Origin of the sequence: Acinetobacter sp. Lyrl_1, from assembly GCF_051948795.1 — a bacterium.
In the GTDB taxonomy this organism is placed as follows: domain Bacteria; phylum Pseudomonadota; class Gammaproteobacteria; order Pseudomonadales; family Moraxellaceae; genus Acinetobacter; species Acinetobacter towneri.
Map to the genome: position 1 here is coordinate 1 of NZ_JAYJLK010000041.1, position 19,512 is coordinate 19,512.

At 42.1% G+C, this 19,512-nt stretch carries 23 protein-coding genes and 2 pseudogenes; 16 read left to right on the forward strand and 9 right to left on the reverse strand.

Translation table 11 applies throughout. The annotated features are described in order from the left end of the window. Positions 1-306 (reverse strand): annotated as a pseudogene (locus tag VF675_RS11360) (AraC family transcriptional regulator); the annotation flags it as partial. Between the two features lie 132 nt (positions 307-438). Here VF675_RS11360 and VF675_RS11365 point away from each other — a divergent pair. Continuing rightward, positions 439-1,314, forward strand: a complete 876-nt coding sequence (locus tag VF675_RS11365) for a metal-dependent hydrolase (RefSeq protein WP_440205243.1) — start codon at positions 439-441, stop codon at positions 1,312-1,314. Positions 1,315-1,524: 210 nt separating this feature from the next. On the opposite strand, the gene orn is transcribed toward VF675_RS11365, so the two are convergent. Then, positions 1,525-2,082: an oligoribonuclease gene (gene orn, locus VF675_RS11370; protein WP_004976254.1), complete on the reverse strand. Its 558-nt coding sequence runs from the start codon at positions 2,080-2,082 to the stop codon at positions 1,525-1,527. A 123-nt stretch (positions 2,083-2,205) separates the two neighbouring features. On the opposite strand from orn, the gene rsgA reads away from it, so the two are divergent. The 4 genes from rsgA to secB all read left to right on the forward strand — a co-directional run bounded on the left by rsgA (position 2,206) and on the right by secB (position 4,547). Beyond that, positions 2,206-3,264 carry a small ribosomal subunit biogenesis GTPase RsgA gene (rsgA, locus tag VF675_RS11375; RefSeq protein WP_096902409.1) on the forward strand — a complete coding sequence of 353 codons (1,059 nt, stop codon included), beginning with the start codon at positions 2,206-2,208 and terminating at the stop codon, positions 3,262-3,264. 94 nt (positions 3,265-3,358) lie between these two features. Then, positions 3,359-3,766 carry a rhodanese-like domain-containing protein gene (locus tag VF675_RS11380; RefSeq protein ID WP_440205244.1) on the forward strand — a complete coding sequence of 136 codons (408 nt, stop codon included), beginning with the start codon at positions 3,359-3,361 and terminating at the stop codon, positions 3,764-3,766. Positions 3,767-3,799: 33 nt separating this feature from the next. Beyond that, positions 3,800-4,054, forward strand: coding sequence for a glutaredoxin 3 (grxC, locus tag VF675_RS11385; RefSeq protein WP_004976247.1), 255 nt, complete (start codon positions 3,800-3,802; stop codon positions 4,052-4,054). Between the two features lie 34 nt (positions 4,055-4,088). After that, positions 4,089-4,547 (forward strand): protein-export chaperone SecB, encoded by a 459-nt coding sequence (gene secB / locus VF675_RS11390; protein WP_004976246.1) that lies wholly within the window; start codon positions 4,089-4,091, stop codon positions 4,545-4,547. Between the two features lie 77 nt (positions 4,548-4,624). Here secB and coaBC read toward each other — a convergent pair whose 3' ends face one another. Further along, a complete protein-coding gene (gene coaBC / locus VF675_RS11395; RefSeq protein ID WP_004976244.1) occupies positions 4,625-5,899 on the reverse strand; it encodes a bifunctional phosphopantothenoylcysteine decarboxylase/phosphopantothenate--cysteine ligase CoaBC in 1,275 nt (424 codons plus the stop codon). Positions 5,900-6,012: 113 nt separating this feature from the next. Here coaBC and radC point away from each other — a divergent pair, with 113 nt between their 5' ends. Next, positions 6,013-6,711 (forward strand): RadC family protein, encoded by a 699-nt coding sequence (radC, locus tag VF675_RS11400; protein ID WP_104853058.1) that lies wholly within the window; start codon positions 6,013-6,015, stop codon positions 6,709-6,711. Between the two features lie 68 nt (positions 6,712-6,779). Continuing rightward, positions 6,780-7,688 carry a bestrophin family protein gene (locus VF675_RS11405; protein ID WP_004976242.1) on the forward strand — a complete coding sequence of 303 codons (909 nt, stop codon included), beginning with the start codon at positions 6,780-6,782 and terminating at the stop codon, positions 7,686-7,688. A gap of 105 nt (positions 7,689-7,793) precedes the next feature. Here VF675_RS11405 and VF675_RS11410 read toward each other — a convergent pair whose 3' ends face one another. Further along, the gene (locus VF675_RS11410) at positions 7,794-8,648 is read right to left on the reverse strand and encodes a PHP domain-containing protein (protein ID WP_180112898.1); all 855 of its coding nucleotides are present in this window, start codon (positions 8,646-8,648) and stop codon (positions 7,794-7,796) included. Between the two features lie 45 nt (positions 8,649-8,693). Between VF675_RS11410 and VF675_RS11415 the strand changes: the two genes are divergently transcribed. The 4 genes from VF675_RS11415 to mnmC are packed head-to-tail and all read left to right on the forward strand — an operon-like array spanning position 8,694 to position 12,037. After that, positions 8,694-9,305 (forward strand): septation protein IspZ, encoded by a 612-nt coding sequence (locus tag VF675_RS11415; RefSeq protein ID WP_004976239.1) that lies wholly within the window; start codon positions 8,694-8,696, stop codon positions 9,303-9,305. Between the two features lie 29 nt (positions 9,306-9,334). Then, positions 9,335-9,637 carry a YciI family protein gene (locus tag VF675_RS11420; protein ID WP_004976238.1) on the forward strand — a complete coding sequence of 101 codons (303 nt, stop codon included), beginning with the start codon at positions 9,335-9,337 and terminating at the stop codon, positions 9,635-9,637. Between the two features lie 5 nt (positions 9,638-9,642). Beyond that, positions 9,643-10,098 (forward strand): hypothetical protein, encoded by a 456-nt coding sequence (locus VF675_RS11425; protein WP_004976237.1) that lies wholly within the window; start codon positions 9,643-9,645, stop codon positions 10,096-10,098. A 37-nt stretch (positions 10,099-10,135) separates the two neighbouring features. Next, positions 10,136-12,037: an FAD-dependent 5-carboxymethylaminomethyl-2-thiouridine(34) oxidoreductase MnmC gene (gene mnmC / locus VF675_RS11430; RefSeq protein ID WP_440205245.1), complete on the forward strand. Its 1,902-nt coding sequence runs from the start codon at positions 10,136-10,138 to the stop codon at positions 12,035-12,037. Positions 12,038-12,116: 79 nt separating this feature from the next. Here the strand turns inward: mnmC and VF675_RS11435 are convergent, their stop codons facing one another. Then, positions 12,117-12,431 carry a rhodanese-like domain-containing protein gene (locus VF675_RS11435; RefSeq protein ID WP_004976235.1) on the reverse strand — a complete coding sequence of 105 codons (315 nt, stop codon included), beginning with the start codon at positions 12,429-12,431 and terminating at the stop codon, positions 12,117-12,119. Positions 12,432-12,523: 92 nt separating this feature from the next. On the opposite strand from VF675_RS11435, the gene VF675_RS11440 reads away from it, so the two are divergent. Both VF675_RS11440 and VF675_RS11445 read left to right on the forward strand, forming a co-directional pair. After that, complete coding sequence (locus tag VF675_RS11440) at positions 12,524-13,012, forward strand: YajQ family cyclic di-GMP-binding protein (RefSeq protein ID WP_004976234.1); 489 nt, start codon at positions 12,524-12,526, stop codon at positions 13,010-13,012. Between the two features lie 12 nt (positions 13,013-13,024). Next, positions 13,025-13,528, forward strand: a complete 504-nt coding sequence (locus VF675_RS11445; protein WP_440205246.1) for a DUF4442 domain-containing protein — start codon at positions 13,025-13,027, stop codon at positions 13,526-13,528. 85 nt (positions 13,529-13,613) lie between these two features. Here the strand turns inward: VF675_RS11445 and VF675_RS11450 are convergent, their stop codons facing one another. The 3 genes from VF675_RS11450 to VF675_RS11460 all read right to left on the reverse strand — a co-directional run bounded on the left by VF675_RS11450 (position 13,614) and on the right by VF675_RS11460 (position 15,416). Further along, positions 13,614-13,991 (reverse strand): acyl-CoA thioesterase, encoded by a 378-nt coding sequence (locus tag VF675_RS11450; protein WP_228748483.1) that lies wholly within the window; start codon positions 13,989-13,991, stop codon positions 13,614-13,616. Positions 13,992-14,087: 96 nt separating this feature from the next. Further along, positions 14,088-14,519 (reverse strand): thioredoxin TrxC, encoded by a 432-nt coding sequence (gene trxC / locus VF675_RS11455; RefSeq protein ID WP_180080417.1) that lies wholly within the window; start codon positions 14,517-14,519, stop codon positions 14,088-14,090. Beyond that, complete coding sequence (locus tag VF675_RS11460; RefSeq protein WP_180112901.1) at positions 14,520-15,416, reverse strand: alpha/beta hydrolase; 897 nt, start codon at positions 15,414-15,416, stop codon at positions 14,520-14,522. It abuts the gene before it with no gap. Positions 15,417-15,539: 123 nt separating this feature from the next. Here VF675_RS11460 and VF675_RS11465 point away from each other — a divergent pair, with 123 nt between their 5' ends. Both VF675_RS11465 and VF675_RS11470 read left to right on the forward strand, forming a co-directional pair. Next, positions 15,540-15,875: a TIGR01244 family sulfur transferase gene (locus VF675_RS11465; protein WP_096902417.1), complete on the forward strand. Its 336-nt coding sequence runs from the start codon at positions 15,540-15,542 to the stop codon at positions 15,873-15,875. Beyond that, positions 15,868-16,290: pseudogene (locus VF675_RS11470) on the forward strand (beta-lactamase hydrolase domain-containing protein). The gene VF675_RS11465 and the pseudogene VF675_RS11470 overlap by 8 nt, the downstream one beginning before the upstream one ends. A 150-nt stretch (positions 16,291-16,440) precedes the next feature. Here the strand turns inward: VF675_RS11470 and VF675_RS11475 are convergent. Then, positions 16,441-17,898 carry an Ig-like domain-containing protein gene (locus tag VF675_RS11475; RefSeq protein ID WP_179991581.1) on the reverse strand — a complete coding sequence of 486 codons (1,458 nt, stop codon included), beginning with the start codon at positions 17,896-17,898 and terminating at the stop codon, positions 16,441-16,443. A 160-nt stretch (positions 17,899-18,058) separates the two neighbouring features. On the opposite strand from VF675_RS11475, the gene VF675_RS11480 reads away from it, so the two are divergent. After that, positions 18,059-19,438, forward strand: a complete 1,380-nt coding sequence (locus VF675_RS11480; RefSeq protein WP_440205247.1) for a dihydrolipoyl dehydrogenase — start codon at positions 18,059-18,061, stop codon at positions 19,436-19,438. Positions 19,439-19,512: the final 74 nt, after the last annotated feature.

Consider the following 19,512-nt stretch of genomic DNA (forward strand, 5'->3'; position numbering starts at 1 on the left):
TTGAATGGCTTCTGCAACACTGTTACTACGCGATGCCATATAGCCAAGCACGCCAAAATGTTCAGGCTGAATATAACGTGCCAATTCAAAAACGAGCGTTGGACAATCTAAAAACTGAATACTGTGTTGGATGATCTCGTTAAAAAACTGATAGGACGATTGGGTATCCATGGGCAATGCCAACACATGCTGTAACTGCTGCAATTGTGCAGGCGAAAATCCAAGCTGCTCAGGAACTCTGCCCTGTGCAGATAAATAGCGTAACCAAAGTTGATAATAACCATTTGGAATTTGAATTTCGCTCATGTGCTTGCTCATTTTGACATGCATCATTTTCTTTTGTCGTTTAATGTATAAAAACTGGCAAATACTGTCAAAACAAATCTGCCAAAGCCCGACATACTACAAACAGGATTGACCAGAGTGAAATAAAATAAAATGAATGCACTTGTCCAATATCATGCTACGCCGATGGTACGCAGCAATCTCGATTTTAAATTAGCCGATGTGCCGCGTTACTGGTTTGCAGGTGATCCGTTTCTGACCCGCATGTTTGACGCTTTAAGCCTGACTTTTCCTGATGGTGAGCGTTATTTCATTCAATCAGTACGTTTGTTCCGCGATCAAATTCAAGACCCAGACTTAAAACAACGCGTTGCAGATTTTATTCGGCAAGAAGCTCAGCACGGCATTGCACACGACAAAATGAATCAGGTTATGAAAGATCAAGGCATGCCTGTAGATCAGTTTATTCAGCGTCTAAACAAAGTGTTTAAGTTTGAACTGAAATATCGCTCGCCCCAATACAACATCGCCATGACAGCGGCTGCGGAACATTTAACTGCACTTATGGCAGAAACTTTTTATGGCGAAAAAGACACGCTACAAGATGCACATCCTTATGTCCGCGCCTTATTTGCATGGCATGCGATTGAAGAAATGGAACATCGTGATGTGGCGTTTGATGTGATGCAACAGGTGGGCAATGTGCCTGAAGTGACCCGAAAAATGGCGTTGGTGCTGACCACAGGTTTAATGTTCGGATTTACCCTGTACCGCGCCAATGTCATGCTGAAATGCGATGGGTTTAATCGTATCCAGCGCCTTAAAATGAATGTACGTGGCTTGCAATGGCTGTTTGGCAAACAAGGGAAATTACGCAAAATGCAATCACAATATCGTGATTGGTTTAAACCTGACTTTCACCCTAGCCAACATCCAATCATCGCGCAATATGATGTCTGGCTTGAGACTTTAGCGCAAACAGGTGATCCAATTCAGGCAGGAGAAGCATTTTGGCAGGCAGGAAAATAAAGCTTTTGGTTTTGCTTGGCTTTTAACCAATGAACACCTCAGCATTGCTTAGCTTTATACAAACTTGCCTCTAATATCTTTATATAAAGTAAGGCATAAGGCAATGCTGAGTCATATCTTATTATTTCTTATTTATGAGTGACCAACACAGTTTAAGCGTAAGAGATCGCTGTTACTGTTACAGCTCCATCTCCTACGCAGAAAAAGGTTTTAGTCCTGATTCATAATAAAAAAGTATTGGCGATAATATTTCAGCTCGGCAATCGAATCACGAATATCATCCATCGCCAAATGCGACGCATTCTTTTTCAAACCGCTCATAATTTCTGGACGCCAGCGCTTTGCCAACTCTTTCACTGATGAAACATCCAAATTACGATAATGGAAGTACTGTTCCAATTCAGGCATTAAACGGTGTAAAAAACGGCGGTCTTGGCAAATTGAGTTGCCACACATTGGCGATGTTTTAGGATTAACCCATTTTTTCAGAAACTCAATAGTTTGCTGTTCTGCATCCTGCGCAGTGAGTTTGCTGCGACGCACACGCTCAATTAAGCCCGATTGTCCATGCTGACGTGTATTCCACTCATCCATGGCATTTAAAATACGATCAGGTTGATGCACAGCCAGCACAGGACCTTCTGCCAAAATATTTAAATGATCATCGGTCACAATGGTAGCCACTTCAATAATTTGGTCGTTATCGGTATCTAAACCTGTCATTTCCAAATCAATCCAAATGAGGCGAGTATCAGGCGTGCTGCTCATAAATGTGCAATCTTATTCGGCTTAAAAACAACATAGTAGCAAATTTCTTGCTTCTTGGCTGTAACTGTGCCCCCGCTTCATGCTATTTTTGCCATCCTGAGTTCATGGTTTTTTAGGATATGAATGGCTTTAATTCGTAAGCGTCGATTGACTGAACAACAGCAACGTCGAATTGAAAAACAACACAAGTCACGTCAGGCAGACATTGACACTTCACATGATTTAGAAGGCTTGGTGGTACAACACTATGGTCGTCAATTAGAAGTGCAGGCTTTATCTGTTCCTGAAATTCATCCTGAAAAACCTGTGGTGCACGCAGGTGAGCCTGAACCGTTTTGGAAACCTATCGAAATAGGCAGCATTTGGCGTTGTCATACTCGCACCAATTTAGAATTATTGGTGACGGGAGATCGGGTCAAATGGCAAGCCGATCCGAATACAGGTTTAGGGATTATTACCGCGATTCATCCACGCCAATCTTTATTGACCCGACCTGATCGTTATCACAAAGTTAAACCTGTTGCCGCCAATATCAGTTTGATTGTGATTGTTTTTGCGCCTTTGCCTGAACCTGCACCGGGCTTGATTGACCGCTATTTGGTTGCTTGTGCCGATGCCGATATTCCCGCCTTATTGGTCTTAAACAAATCTGATTTGCTCAAAGAAAACGACCCGATTTTAGACTTGCTTAAGGAATATCAAGACTTGGGGTATGAAGTCATGCAAACCCAGTCCGATGCGAATTTAGAGCATTTGGCGGCACGTTTGGCAGGTGAAACGGTGGCTTTTGTTGGACAATCGGGTGTGGGGAAAAGCTCGCTGATTAATGCCATCGTGCCTGAAGCGGCGCAAAAGACCAATATCATTTCAGAAAACTCAGCACTTGGACAACACACCACAACCTCTACCCGCTTAATTGGCTTTGGAGATGGTGCAGCCTTAATTGACTCACCGGGGATTCGTGAATTTGGTTTATGGCACTTAAGCCAAGATAAAATTCAAAATGGTTTTCCTGAAATTGAAAACCTGCTGGGGCATTGCCAATTCCGCAACTGTACCCATAAACATGAAAAGCAATGTGCGCTGCGACTGGCTGCTGCAGAAGGTGAAATATTATCGCGTCGTTTAGACAGTTATTTAAGACTGTGTGATGAAATTGCCGAAGCGCAACAAAAAAATTAATTTTATTATGGCGCTGCCCTTGAAGCGGTGTTTTTGATCGCCATATTTATACGCTATACTCTTGAACAATTTTGACATTGTAATTAGGTGACTTGTGGAACGTTGGTTCGAATTTATGGGGAATCATCCCTTCTTATTTGGGACGCTGGCTGTATTGGTAGTGTTGTTCTTTGTGTTAGAAGGTCAACGCAATGGTCGCAAAATTTCCCCACAATCTTTGGGTATTTTAGTCAAAGCTAAAAATGCCATGTTGATTGATTTACGTGATGCCAAAGATTTTCGTGAAGGTCATATCAGTGGTAGCCGCAATATTCCCTATAGCCAAATTACCAAGCATGTTGAAGAGTTAAAAACCTCAGATCGTCCATTGGTCTTTATCTGTAACTTGGGTCAGGTTGCAGGCAGTGCTTTACAACAGGTCGCACATACCGATACCTATCGTTTAGATGGCGGTATTAGCAACTGGAAAGCACAAGGTTTACCTTTAGTAAAAAGCAAATAGTTTTACCCAATATTTTTCGCAAGGAGAACAATCATGGCTGAAGTCACTATTTATTCAACGACTGTATGTCCATACTGCATTCGTGCAAAACAACTCCTTGAGCGTAAAGGCGTTGCCTATAAAGAAATTAATTTGTCGAATGAAGCGCCTGAAGTACGCGTTGAATTAATGCAACGTACCAATCATCGTACCGTTCCACAAATTTTCATCAATGACCAATTTATTGGCGGCTTTGACCAATTATATGCGTTAGATCGCGAAGGCAAGCTTGATCAATTATTGGCATAAACATAACACGATAACCAACTCTTAAGGATTTAACATGAGTGAAGAACAACAAGCTCAACCACAATTGGCATTAGAGCGTATTTATACCAAAGACATTTCTTTTGAAGTTCCTGGGGCACAAGTATTTACCAAAGAATGGCAGCCTGAATTGAACATCAACCTGTCATCTTCTGCAGAAAAAATTGATCCAACCCACTTTGAAGTAGCATTAAAAGTTGTGGTTCAAGCCAACAACGCCGGCGATACTGCATTTATTGTGGATGTTACCCAAGCTGGTATTTTCCTGATTGATGGCGTTGAAGAAGAGCGTTTACCGTACATTCTTGGCGCATACTGCCCGAACATTTTGTTCCCATTCTTGCGTGAAGCAGTGAATGATATGGTTACCAAAGGCAGCTTCCCACAATTATTGTTAACGCCAATCAACTTCGATGCCGAGTTTGAAGCCAATATGCAACGTGCTCAAGCCGCTGCAGCTGAAGGTCAAGCTTAATTCGCGATTGGATATAAAAAAACCGCTGAAATTTCAGCGGTTTTTTATGTCATCCGTTTGCTGATGGACGATCAAAATTAAAAATCATCATCCTGAGATGGATCTCGATACAAGGCATCATGAATCGCTTCGACCAATTGCTGCGCAATTTCCTGTTTAGAGGCTTTTTCCAAATCGCGTTTTTCCATACGGTAGCTTTCGGCAAAAAATACGGTCATGGCATTTTCATCGGAAGCAAAACCAATATCGGCACGGGAAACGTCATTGCAGGCAATCATATCTAACTTTTTCGCCACCAATTTGCCTGCTGCATATTCTTCTACATTGCGGGTTTCTGCAGCAAAGCCGACCATAAACGGACGCTTTTCCTGTTGAGCAATGGTCGCAACAATATCAGGGTTTTTGACCAACGCCACATTCAGCTCATCGCCTAATTTTTTAATTTTGTGTTCCGCAATTTCTGCCACGCGGTAATCTGCCACCGCGGCTGTAGCGATGAAAATATCACAGCCTTGTTCAAGCATCTGCAAACTGGTATCTAGCATTTGAATTGCAGAAGACACATTAATTCGCTGTACCCCATTTGGCGTATCTAAACTAACTGGGCCTGCAATAAGCGTGACTTTTGCCCCTGCTGCATAACAGGCTGCAGCCAAAGAAAAACCCATTTTGCCTGTACTATGGTTAGAAATATAACGCACAGGGTCTAAAGCTTCGCGGGTTGGGCCTGCTGTAATGGTGACATTTTTGCCTGCCAACATGCCAAATTTTTCCACCAAAGCACGCTGTGCCTGATGAAAATACTGCGTCACCTGATGCGCCAAATCTTCAGGTTCTGGCATACGCCCTAAACCAACATCTCCACAGGCTTGTTCGCCCGCATCGGGCATAATTACATGCACGCCATCTTCCACCAAAGTGGTTAAGTTACGCTGTGTGGCTTTGGCTGCCCACATTTGCTGATTCATGGCAGGTGCAACCCAAACTGGTGCAGTGGTGGCTAAATATAAAGTACTGAGCAAATCATCGGCCAGACCTGCAGCAAATTTGGCTAAGGTGTCGCAACTGGCGGGCGCAACCAAAATTAAATCGGCCCACCGTGCCAATTCAATATGCCCCATGCCTGCTTCGGCTTCGGTATCTAATAATTCGGTATGTACTGGATTGCCTGACAGTGCTTGAAAGGTCAGCGGTGTAATAAAAGCTTGTGCCCCCTTGGTCATGACCACGCGAACACTAAACCCCGCATCCTTTAAACGACGCACTAAAATCGCACTTTTATAGGCCGCAATGCCGCCTGTCACAGCTAAAATAATGTTTTTATGAGGGAGGACGCTTAAATCGAAGCTCACAAATAAGCCACCTTTTTGTTGCAGTGGCGCTCACAATAGCATTAAATAATGTCATTCCCAAGAGATCTGTTGGGATTTAAGTTTCAAATTTAGAATAAAAAAGTCAAATAACAATGCATTTATCTATTAAACATTGGCCTGAACAAGAACGGCCACGTGAGCGTCTGATTCAAAATGGTGCTGCAAGTTTGTCCGATGCCGAACTACTGGCTATTTTCCTGCGCTCAGGCTCGCAACAACATTCTGCGGTGGAGTTGGCACGATTGCTAATTCAGCATTTTGGCAATCTCACTACTTTACTCGATGCACCCATTGCCGAGTTGTGTCAATTTCACGGCATGGGTAACAGTAAATATTCACAGCTCATGGCAGTTAAAGAACTCGGACGGCGTTATGTGGCTGAACATTTAAAACAAGATGCGCTAGAGCTTAGCAACTCCAAACGTTTGATGGAGTATTTGCGTTTTGAACTTTTGGGCGAAACCCAAGAAGTGTTTGCGGTACTTTGTCTAGATGCCTGTTTACGCAAAATCAGCTTTAAAAAGTTATTTTATGGCGCAGTGAATTCGTGTGAAATTTCTATTAATCAATTGCTGCGTTTTGCAATTAGCCAACACGCTACGGCGATTGTGATTGCACACAATCATCCTTTCGGATTGCCACATCCCTCACGTGCAGATTTAATCCTGACGCAGCAGATTCAGCAAGCCTGTCAGTTGCTAGAGCTGCGTTTGATCGATCACTGTATCATCTCAAGTGAAGGTAATTTTTCCTTTGCCGAACAACAACTGCTTAAATTTGAGCACACTTAAAATTTGCATATTGACAAAGCCTGCACAAGCACAGAAGATCATCAAAAAATTGTGATGATTCTAATAAAATGATAGTCGATCAACCCAGTGTATTTAACTTACTGTTTTCTTGGCGGGGCACGATTTTACCGAAGGTCTTACCGCCTTTGGGCGTGGTGATGTTGATCTCCACCATTATTGGCGGTTTGTCTTATATTGGTTATTTTCATTTTCCAGAATTGCCTTTGGTTGGCTTTACTTTAATTGGGGTGGTGCTGTCGATTTTTTTGGGCTTTAAAAACTCTGCCTGTTATGACCGTTGGTGGGAGGCACGTAAACTTTGGGGCATGCTGATTGCCAACGCGCGCCACTTTGACCGCGACTGCCGTATACTTAGTCAAGCACGACGTGAACGCGTCATTCAGCACGTCATTGTATTTGCCAATGTCTTGCGAGACCGCCTGCGTCATCAAACTGCCAATCCAACCGAGTTAATTCAAACCAGTGGCATGAGTCAGCAAGCAATTACCCAACTGTATCAACAAGCCAATGCGCCGCAATACACGCTCAGTTTGATTCAATGGGAGTTAATGCAAGCACTTAAAGAGGGCGAAATTTCCGATATTATTTACACACAAATGAATCAACACGTCACAGAGCTGAGTTTGGTACTCACGGGTTGTGACCGTATTGCTACCACACCGCTCCCTTTTGCGTATTCAGTCCTACTTAACCGAACAGTGTACTTTTTCTGTTTTATGTTGCCCTTTAGTTTAGGGTCTACACTCGGATTGGCGACTCCGCTTTTGGTCGGTATTTTGGCTTATACTTTTTTAGGTCTGGATGCGCTCAGTTCTGAAATTGAAGAACCTTTTGGCACGCAAAGCAATGACTTACCTTTAGATGCCATGGTAAGAACCATTGAAATTGAATTATTGGGTACGTTGGGTAAACCAACGCCACCACCAATTCAGGCACAGGACAATAATTTGCTTTAGACCCTCTTCCCAACCTTCTCCCAGAGGGAGAAGGAGTTTTTATCCTTTCTAAATTTTAATAATGGATATCACATCTGCTTATATGAGAAGGTTGGGATGAGGGAGTTACTCAACAAAACTCTCCCAAATCCCAATTTGACCATCTTTCACCCGCGGAATATTGCCCAATTTAATCCACGGCATATTTTCACCATGAAAATCGCTGCCGACAGATACTTTTAGACCATGTTCAGCAATCATGCGATCCACCATTTGACGGGTCGATGCAGGGTCAATATTAGGCGGCAATTCCACTGCATCACCCCCATATTTGGCAAAAATTTCAATCAAATAACGAATATTGGTCGCAGATAAATCATAACGGGTTGGATGCGCCAACACGGCAAAACCCTGACTGTCATGAATTACCCGAATCGTATCTTCCAAACTCAAGCCATCAAATTTCACATAAGCCTTTTTGCCTTCTTTGATGTATTTATCAAATGCTTGCTGCACACGCGTTACAATGCCTTTTTCCTGTAAAGTTTTGGCAATGTGTGTGCGAGTAATCCGATCTGCTACGCCATCAACTTTAAGAAGTACATCATTATAAATATCTTGTCCAATCAGCGGAGTGAGTAAATCACAAATTTGTTTGGCACGTTCTGCACGAATTTGTTTTTGCTGTTCCAGCAGCGCCTGTAAAGGTGCAGGATTTTGCATGTTTAGCGCCACCACATGCACGCTATAGCTTTTTTTAGTGGCAGGACGTGACCATTGACTGGAAATTTCCACTCCCGAAATAATCTTTAAATCTTGCCCCTGAGCCGCTTGCTCTGCCAAAGCCAGCCCATCCATTGTGTCATGATCAGTCAATGCCAAGGTATGAATGCCCTGCTGAATTGCCGCAGACACCAATTCTCCAGGTGACAAAGTTCCATCAGAAATATTACTGTGTGTATGTAAATCTACGCCGTGCATCACTTATACTATGTCATTTATTTGATCAGATTTAGATACTCTAACATGAAAGCACTTTTAGACTTTGTGCCCCTCATTATTTTCTTTTATTTATACAAAACTGTAGATCCAAAAGACACTAATCATCAATTACTACAACTCATCGGCTCTGCAGGCGGTGTCGATAACAACCATATTTTGGTGGCCACCACAGGTCTGATCATCTCGATGTTAGTGGTGTACGGCGCATTGTTCATCATGCAAAAATTCCGTTTAGATAAACAACAGTGGATTGTGCTGTTTATGACCGTAATTTTTGGTGGCGTTACTTTAATGTTAAGCGATGACTTTTATATTCGCCTGAAAGCTGCCATTTTAAACATTGTATTTGCAGGTGCTTTTTTGCTATCACCATGGTTCAGCAAAGACCGTAAACCACTGATTCAACGCTTATTTGGGCCTGTGTTCAACTTGACCGAAGCTGGCTGGAAAAACCTGAATTATACTTGGGCAGCCATGTTTGCAGTCATGTCTTTCCTACACGTATTTTTTGCATTTTTATTTATGGACGGAAAATATTGGGGCGAATTCACTGCTTTTGGTGACATGATTGTGATGTTTTCCTTTATCATTGTGCAGTTTATTGTATTGCGCAAATACTTTAAAACATCTGAATAATTTCTGATCTGCGATATTCGAGAGTAACTATGCCTTTATTTGTTCTGAGTTGTACTGACCGTGAAGGTACACTGGAAAAACGTCTTGCGACCCGTCCTGCACATCTTGCACGTTTGCAACAACTCGATGCCGAAGGTCGCTTAATTGTGGCGGGGGCAATGCCAAAAGACCCAAGCAATCCACAAGCAGGCTTTTATGGCAGCACCATGATTGTCGATTTTGACAGTCGTGAAGCACTCGATGCTTGGCTACAAGATGAACCTTTCTTAAAAGAAGGCGTATATAGCCACATTGACGTTAAGCCATTCAATAAAGCATTCCCTCAAGGATAAGCGCTATGCGTTTCGTTGTTGCCAGTGTTGTTGCTGTTCTGCTCAGTTCACCTGTATATGCAGTTGAGCCAGCCACAACCACACCTACTGCACCTGCTCCTGCTGCTGTGACCAACACGGCAGCTGTAGCAACAGCCAATGGGGTTACTCCTGCACAAGATAAGCCCCTGACTGCAGAACAAATTGCCAAAAATAAAGCCCTTCAGGAAGCTAAAACCAAAGCCTTGATTAAAGATCAGAGCACACGTTTGCAACAACTTGAACAGGCAAACCTCGATGCTTTGGCACAGAATCAGGAACTGCAACTTAAAAACGATAATTTAGGCGTGCAAGTTCAAGTACTGCAAAGTGAACGCAGTGCGCAAATGTTTTTATACGGTGCTGCAACACTCGCGGTTGGCGTATTGCTCGGCTTCTTAATTGCTAGCTATGTCTATACCAAACGTCGCCGCCAATGGTAAGGTGAGCATTCACCTCTTGATTTAAGGTACTCTGGTTTTGTTTCAGCCTATTCAAACTGCCGAGCTGGATTGGCAACTGGTCGATGGTATTGATGTGCCCATTTCCAAACAATTTGGCGATGTGTATTTCTCTAAAGACAACGGTTTATTAGAAACACGGCATGTGTTTTTACAGGGCAATGACTTACCCATCCGTTTAGCAGCGCTGAATGATTTTGAATATTTTTGTGTAGGCGAAACAGGCTTTGGTACAGGCTTAAATATTTTAGCGCTCTGGCAATTATGGCAACAGGTACGTCCCAATAATCGCAGCCATTTACACGCAATTTCTGTCGAAAAATTTCCACTTTGCAAAGCCGATCTTATACGTGCCTTAGCGGCTTGGCCCGAACTCAGTCATCTGTCTGAACAGCTGATTCAGCAATACCCTGCCGCTATTGCAGGCTGTCATCGTTTAAACTTTCCAGATGAACGCTTTAGCCTAGATTTATGGCTAGGCGATGCTCAGGAAGTTTTTCCTGTCATTGCTAAAACTGCTCCTGTCAATGCGTGGTTTTTAGATGGCTTTGCACCCGCCTGTAACCCCGATATGTGGCAGGAAACCGTGCTCAACCCGATTGTAGCACTGTCCGATTATGGCACGACTTTTGCCTCATTTAGTGTGGCAGGCGTACTCAAACGTGGCTTAAAACAACACGGTATTCACATCACCCGCCCACGCGGTTTTAGGCATAAACGGGAAATGCTGAAAGCCATCTGGCAAGCGCCTGAAATAGAGCCAATATCCGATCAGAACGAAACTCAAATTACAACAAATACCACAACAAGCAACCAACAGCGCCATATTGCGATCATAGGCGCAGGAATTGCGGGTTTAAGCTGTGCGTGGGCATTTTCCCAACGAGGGCATCAAGTCACGCTCTATGACCAAACAGCGCCACTTGCAGGCGGTTCTGGCAATCCTTTGGCACTCTTAAACCCAAAACTTTGCCCAATTCATCAAAGTGCTGATCATTTAATGACTTTGGCATGGCAACATGCTTTAAATCACTATGCCGCATTCAAAGCATTTCGTCCGTTGCAGATTCATCAACTGGCACTTAAACATGCCGATGAATTGCTGGATTTAGCCACACAATACCCAAAAGGTATTTTAGCAGCACAGAGTGCAACCGAACTTACGCCACAAAGCGACTTTGCCAGTTTAAGCTTATTGCAAGCAGGAGCAGTTTCTCCACATCAACTGCGTGATGAAATTCTTGCGCATCCGCACATTCAGTTTCAGCAAGCTCAAATTAAACAAATCACCACGACAGCACAGCAACTGATCTTACACAGCCTAGATACTGAACTTGGAGTGTTTGATCATGTCATCGTCTGTGCAGCGCTGCAAAGCGGTGCTTTTTTTGAGCATTACCCTGTGCTTAAACCCATTCGTGGGCAAGTTAGCTGGGTAAATAATACAGATCAGGCTTTGCCATTATCACAAGCCTATAGCTATGGCGGCTATTGCATGCAGCTCAATGCCGATCAACTGATTTTAGGTGCATCGTTTTATCCAAATCGGGAAGATTGTGACGTCTTGGCAGAAGACCATGTGCATAACTACGAACTTATCCACAGTGTCTTTCCTGCGTATGCCGAAAACTTAGCACCCGTAGATACTTGGCAAGGTCGCGCTTCGCTACGCGCCCAAAGTAAGGATTATTTTCCCCTACTTGGCAAAATGCGTGATGATCAGGAAATTTACAGCTTTGCAGGACTCGGTTCTAAAGGCTTTTTATTTGCCCCGTTGTGCAGTGAAATACTGGCGGCACAAGTTTTAGCAGAAGCCTGCGCTGTACCTAAAAACTTAGTACAAAAACTGGCAGCTACACGTTTTCAGAAAAAGGTGAAAACCAAGAAGCCTTATTTTAAAGCTCCTCCACCTTCAAGCTAACGCTCGCTTAGAGAAAATAGAAATAAAACGATACCCAACAAAAAAGCGCCTTACGGCGCTTTCTTCATATTGATGATACTTAGTGACCTTGTTCCAAAGGCATGCCTGCGTCGCGCGCAGCACGTGTACCACCCATTAAAACCACATATTCACGTGAGCTGTCCAAACCTTCTAGTTTTTCCGCTGCACGTGGGGCTTTACTTCCGCCACCACATAAAATGTAAATGGGTTGATCCGCCGACACCTGAGTAAGACTCTCTGCTGATAGATCGTTAATTGGCTGATTCACAGCACCTTTAACATGAGCTTCTGCATAAGCACTTGCATCACGTACATCCCAGATAATCGCGTCAGCTGGGAACTCAAATGTTGTAATTTCTTGTTTACGGATCATTGCGCACTCCTTTGATGTAAAACAACACTTGGCAAATGAAGAAAACATCCCTAGCATCTCAGATATTGTTTCCATTTGCAAAGGTCTTCATTATGCCTTCTTTCGATATTGTTTCTGAATTAGAACTTTTTGAAGTGAATCATGCGGTTCAAAACACACAAAAAGAAATCGGTACTCGTTTCGATTTTCGTGGTCAGGATGTTTCTATCGACCTCAATGAAAAAAACAAAGAGATTAAAATCTCCACTGAAAGTGATTTCCAATGTGAGCAAGTGTATACCATGCTCGAAAATCACTTCTATAAGCGTAAAGTCGACATTCAGGCGCTTGACCCACAAAAAATGACCGCATCAGGTAAAAATGTGATTCAAGTGATCAAACTTAAAGATGGTCTTGACTCAGATACCGCAAAAAAAATTAACAAAGCCATTAAAGACAGTGGCATTAAAGTGCAATCTTCTATTCAGGGTGACAAAATTCGTGTGACCGACAAGAAACGCGACACATTGCAACAAGTAATGGCGTTCTTGAAAGAGCAACAATTTGGTCTGCCACTGCAATTTAACAACTTTAAAGATTAATTTGGGGATGTCATGACACCAACCAATCGCTTAAACAAACTGGTCAAAGCAACATCAAAATTGCCGAAAGGCATTCAAAGCCGCCTTTTGAGTCAAGCATTTGGTCGTGTCGTGCCGATGGTGGGCACTGCGAAAATTCGCTATCAAGAAGTAACCCCATCGCAAGTGGTGGTCAGTCTTGCCAATCATAAAGCCATGCAAAACCATATTGGACAGGTACATGCCTGTGCTATGGCGCTGCTTGCCGAAACTGCTACAGGTTTTGTGACTGCTATGAATGTACCTGATAGTGCCATTGTGCTGATTAAAAGCCTGAAAGTGAACTTTAAACGTCCAACTCAAGGTGCAATGACAGCCATTGCCACACTCAGCCCAGAACAGCAACAACTCATGCACAGCACCGACAAAGGCGAAACACTGGTCAATGTCAGTGTGATTGATGAATCAGGCGAAGCTCCGATTCAGTGTGAAATGTTGTGGGCATGGGTGTCAAAATCACATTTAAAGCAGAAATAAGCCTAATACTTGTTTCTTCTCCAATAAAAAAATCCCAGCTACTGTGCTGGGATTTTTTCATTACGATGTTTGATTAGCTTGATAATTATGATGCTTGACTAGCCTGAGCTTCTAAAAACTTCTGTTTGGCTTCTTCAGGAATCTGACGTTTTGAGCCTTTGACATCAACCGCAACAAAGGTAAATACGCCTTCGGTGACACGCACGGCTTCACGTGAATCGTCATGGCTATCCCACACTTCAATTTGCATTTGAATTGAAGTATTCCCCACTTTCAAAATTTTGGTGTAGCAACTGATCACATCGCCCACTTTTACAGGCACCAAAAAAGTCATTTGGTTAATGGAAATCGTGGCACAACGTCCTTTACTAAAACGCTCGGCATGAATCGCACCAGCCAAATCCATCTGTGAAACGATCCAGCCTCCAAAGACATCTCCACTCCAGTTGGTATCTGCTGGCATGGCAATTGTTTGTAGGGAAAGCACTCCCTCTGGTTTTGCATGAGAATCTGACACGTTCACTCCGGACATTTGCATTAAATTAGCACGAACAGTGCATTAAGACTGGGCGTTGAGTTGCTGATCCAACCACTGTTGTAATTCAGTCGCTCGTAGCGCGCCGCTTATTCTAGCAATTTCATTGCTTTTATTCATCAATACCAGTGTTGGAATACTGCGCACATGGAATGCACCGCTTAAGCGTGGATTGGCCTCGGTATCAATTTTGGCAAACACCACCTGCGGATTTTGCTTGGCAACTGTTGCAAAATGTGGTGCCATCATCTTGCAAGGACCACACCAGTCCGCCCAAAGATCAATCAGAATAGGTAAGTCACTATTTTGAATAAAATTACTGAAATTTTGCTCATTCAATTCAATGGGTGCAAGCGGAATCAGCGCTTGATGACACTGCCCACATGCAGGATTGGCAGATAATTTATCTTCAGGTACACGGTTTTTTGCACCGCATTCAGGGCATACAATAATCATTTACTGAACTCCAAACAGTTGCTGTAAAAACTCTAATTGGGTCTGAATGACTTTTTTAAACCATTCTCCATGATAAATATCAAAATGTTGCATATCCCACTCTTCATATTGCACATAAGGCGCAATATTGGTGGCCGTTTCACGACTCGATTCAATTGGAATCAGGCTGTCACGCTGTGCAGCAATAAATAACACAGGGATGTTGATTTGCCGCACTTCTTGAATGGGGCGATAACGAATCAAATTAAAAAACACCCGAGCAGGAATTTCCCCACTCCAGTAATGATCGGGGTTCACAATTGACATATAACCTGCATAACTGTCTGTGGTCGGTAAAAAACACAGTTCTTTTTGCGCCACCACTGCAAGCGTTTTGGGCGACATCCCTACCTTTGCTCCCATATAGTCCTGACTGGAGATTTTTAGGGCTTTCGGAAGTTGCTGCAAAGGATATAACTTGGCACTTTCCGCACCATCTACAAAAGGCACTTGTACCATGACCGCGGCAATATTGTGTAAGCGTGAGGCCAAACTCAGCACATATCCGCCACTCAGAGAAGTTCCCCACAGAATCATGCGTTTGGCATCAATCGACTTACGTTCCGCGATATGTGAAATCATGCTGCGCCAGTCGTCTAACTGCGCCTCTATGGATACCAACTCACGTGGACGCCCCGTACTTCCGCCCCAATAGCGATAATCGAATAACACCACGGCATAGCCTGCCTGAGCAAAATGCTGTGCGTATTGCACCAATTTAAAATGACGCAAGGCTGCTAGACCATGCGCCATCAGAATCACCGCGGGTTTTTCTATAGATTTAGGGCGATAAAAGTCTGCAGCAATCACCTCATGATCACTTTTGACATATAAAGGCTCGACCGTATAGGAATGCATAAGCGCTCCATTGCGTTATTTTATCGTTATCATCGTTATAAATATTTCAGAACATTCTGCTCTTGAATCTGCTTAATGCTATCATAAAGCATATTGTCATGAATAAAATGATGGAGTATTCCCATGTCTGAACAAGTCGGTTTTGCGGGTCAAATTGGTCCTGAACATGTGAGCCAAGTTGTAGAAAAAGGCTTTAAATCAATTATTAATAACCGCCCAGATATGGAAGGTGGTGCCGAGCAACCAACCAGTGCGCAAATTGAAGAAGCTGCACGTGCAGCAGGCTTAGATTATGTCTATCAACCTGTGGTGTCTGGTCAAATTACTGAAGTAGATGTGCGTACTTTTGCCAATCACTATAACGAATTGCCAAAACCTGTGTTGATGTTCTGCCGTACGGGTAACCGCTCAAACAACTTATTTCAGTTGGCAAAACAAATGGATTTGTTGGATGACTAAACCCATCCTCAAGTATGTGTTTTGCTGTGTTCTGATCTGTAGCAGTATCTCACTGAGTCACGCTCAAAACGATGTTCAGACTTTAAATACCAAAGTCAGTGTTGCAGGTCAGATGAATGCTGCCAAATTTTCACAGTTGATGCGATGAGGTTTTAAATCTGTGATTGTGAACCGCCCTGATCAAGAGATGGGAAATGTAGTCAAGGTGAGTGAATTACGCAATATCGCGGAAAAATCTCAGATCAGTGTGATTTATCAACCTGTCAACAGCGGTAAAATTTCTCAAACAGATATTCTTGAATTCGCCAAATATTATAATGAGCTTCCAAAACCCATTCTGATGATTTGCCGTAGTGGCGCTCGTTCTAGTGCGTTATTTCATCAGGCAAAATCTCAAGGTTTGTTGCATGAATAAAGTTTTATTGGTGGTGATGTGTGTCTTGCTTCTGAGTGCTTGTAGTTCTATGCAAGTACGCCCGACGGTGGGTGTGAGTGTGGGGACTTCTCTTTAATTTTTAAATTGAAATCCCCCATAAAAAACAGCGCCGAAGCGCTGTTTTTTTTATTATTCCCCATCAGAACAATTTAACGATGTTCCATACGGACTTTCCAAATTTGGTGCAATACCATTTTCAATATCTACATCACTGATTAAGTAGCTTAAGCCAAGACTAGTAGAACCATTTATTGATTTACCACTCACAATCGAGTTCGCAAGAATTTGAATATTTAAATATCCTGCATAAATTTTAGGATATTGAATTTTTAAATCAAAGCGTCCATTTGCATCTGTTGTATATTTATTATCAGTAGCGGGTTGATCCTCTGCATTAATAAAAGAAACAACCTGAACTGTCTGTCCTTGCTTCACAGGCTGTAATTGATCAATTTGCTTACCATCAATGTTTACTTTTGTAATTGGAGAAAAACATTGTGTTATTACATCAGGAAGATACTTATCAACCTTACCATCTGGGGGAAGATCTGTATCAAAAAAATTATAATTCCCTTTGTTATAACTTAAAGCATTAACTCCCATTACCACATCTTGATTTGGTAAAGGTTTCCCATCAACATCAGTTACATGTACAGAAATATTTTTGTAATAGTAAACACCTGATGCTGAGTCTTCAATTTTTGTTGGATTATACAAAACAGAAATAGCACCAACAGGCTTAGGAACAGTAGAGCTTACTACATCTAATTTATATGTATAAACTTGAGTTGATTGACCAAAATTAGCTTCTAACACTAAATCATCTTTGATGAACTGCTCTGCACTATAATCTTTCACTCTTTGCGATTCACTGAAAGATAGCGTATACGTAATTTTCCCATTGCTATCTGTTTGAGTAGCATTTGGTGTGAACTTGACGCCATTTAGAGACGAATTTTTGACTTTTAATGATATAGCTTGATTAGATAAAGTAGCTCCATTAGCATCAACAGCCGTTAAAGTTACTGTTGTTTGATCCCCTCGAACATTGAGTGAAGTTTTAGTCGCATCAAACAGAACAATACTTGTAGTATCAGAACCATTGTTAGTATCAGCACCTGTGACAGAAATTGTTTGTTCTTGGCTTAATGCACCGTTATTTGTTTTAGCTATAATTTTAAAACCATTTTTAATCAAATCAGTCAATGTTGTCGACGTACTTGGAGTCGCTAATACATATACAGCATTTCCAGATTCATTAGTTTTTTGCACAGCTACACTTAAATTACTAACATTATTCGTTGAATCAACAATCATTAAGGTAATATTAGCATCTGGTACTCCCCCTTTGTTTTCATCAAGGGCTCTAACCGTAACAGTAAGTTGACCATTTGTCGCAGCCATAGACAATTTGTCTAATTCAATTTTTAATGCAGACGCAACAACAGCTTGCTCAACAGTCTCACTATCTTCAATTTTATCAGTATCAGCAGCATTGTTATCATAATAACCACCGCCGCCACAACCAGCCAATAAAACTGCTAAAGCCACAGCCGAAAATTTCAAACTAATTTCTTTCTTTTTCATTGAGTTATTCCCCAAATCCCTCTAAAACTATGAGTTAATCAAACATATAATTAATATTGTCAGATATGTAACCATAGTTACTGCTTTATGTAAATAAAAGCATGATAAATGTTTTGCTTGTGTTAGCCTAAATTTATTTATTACATGAAGTAGCTCACAAATGTACGACCTCATTATTATTGGTGCAGGCACCGCAGGCATTAGCGCCTATAAAGAAGCGATTAAATACACCCAAAACCTACTCATCATCAATCACGGTCCATGGGACACCACCTGTGCCCGTGTTGGTTGTATGCCTAGCAAAGTCCTCATCTCTAGTGCCAATCGCATGCACGACATTCAACATGCACAAGAAGTTGCACTCACGGTAGATGCAAAAATTGATACATCCCAAATCATGACGCACGTACGTCAATTACGTGATCGTTTTACCCGTGCCACACAAAAAGATGTAGATCGTTGGGAAGCATCCCATAAGATTTCAGGCTTTGCGACTTTTATTGATGCCCATACAATTCAAGTGAATGGACAGCAATATCAGGCAAAAGCTTTTATTGTTGCAGTCGGTTCTACTCCTGCTTATGACCAAGCCTGGAAAGAAAACTTAGGCGAACGCTTAATCACATCAGATCAAATTTTTGAATTAGAGCACTTACCGCAATCTTTGACCGTCATTGGCAGTGGTGTAATTGCAATCGAATTAGCTCAAGCTATGCAACGCTTAGGGGTAGAGACCACTATTTTTGCACGTAGTCGTAAAGTTGGTTCACTCAGCAGCCCAGAACTACAAACCATTGCACAAAATACACTTAGTCAAGAATTGAATATCAAATTTGAAACCTTGCCAACACAACTACAAAGAACAGAACAAGGCGTGCAAATTGAATATCAAGAAGATGGACAAACACAGAGCTTAACTGCCGATTATGTATTGGTTGCCACGGGTAGACGCAGCTATTTAGATCAGCTTCAACTTGAAAATATTGATACGAGTTTTAACAACATCAAACAGCTCCCAATTGATGCACACACCAAACAACTCGGACGGCATGCTATTTTTATTGTGGGTGATGCACACACTAACACCCCCATTCAACATGAAGCAGCACATGAAGGGCGTGCAGCCGTGCATAATTGTTTAAGCTTTCCAAATATTGAAAATATTAAAACATTAACACCCATGGGTATTGTGTTTAGCTCACCTGAAATGGCATCTGTAGGACAAAACTATAAACAACTGAAAGATCAAAATATTGCATTTACAACAGGCTTTGTTTCTTATGAAAAACAAGGTCGCGCCTTGGTGCTAGGAAAAAATAAAGGTGCTATTGAAGTTTATATTGATAATAAAAGTCAAAAGTTATTAGGTGCTGAATTATTTGTGGATGCTGCTGAGCACATGGCGCACTTATTGGCTTGGATGATTGATGAAGAACTCACACTTGAGGATATTTTAGATAAACCGTTCTACCATCCAACACTAGAAGAGGGTTTAAGAACAGCACTTAAACATGCACGTCGACAACTATGTGAAATCTAATCAAATTTAGAAAGTATGCTTACTCTTTAAAACCATCCCCTGATGGTTTTATTTTGCCTTCACTTTTTATAGTT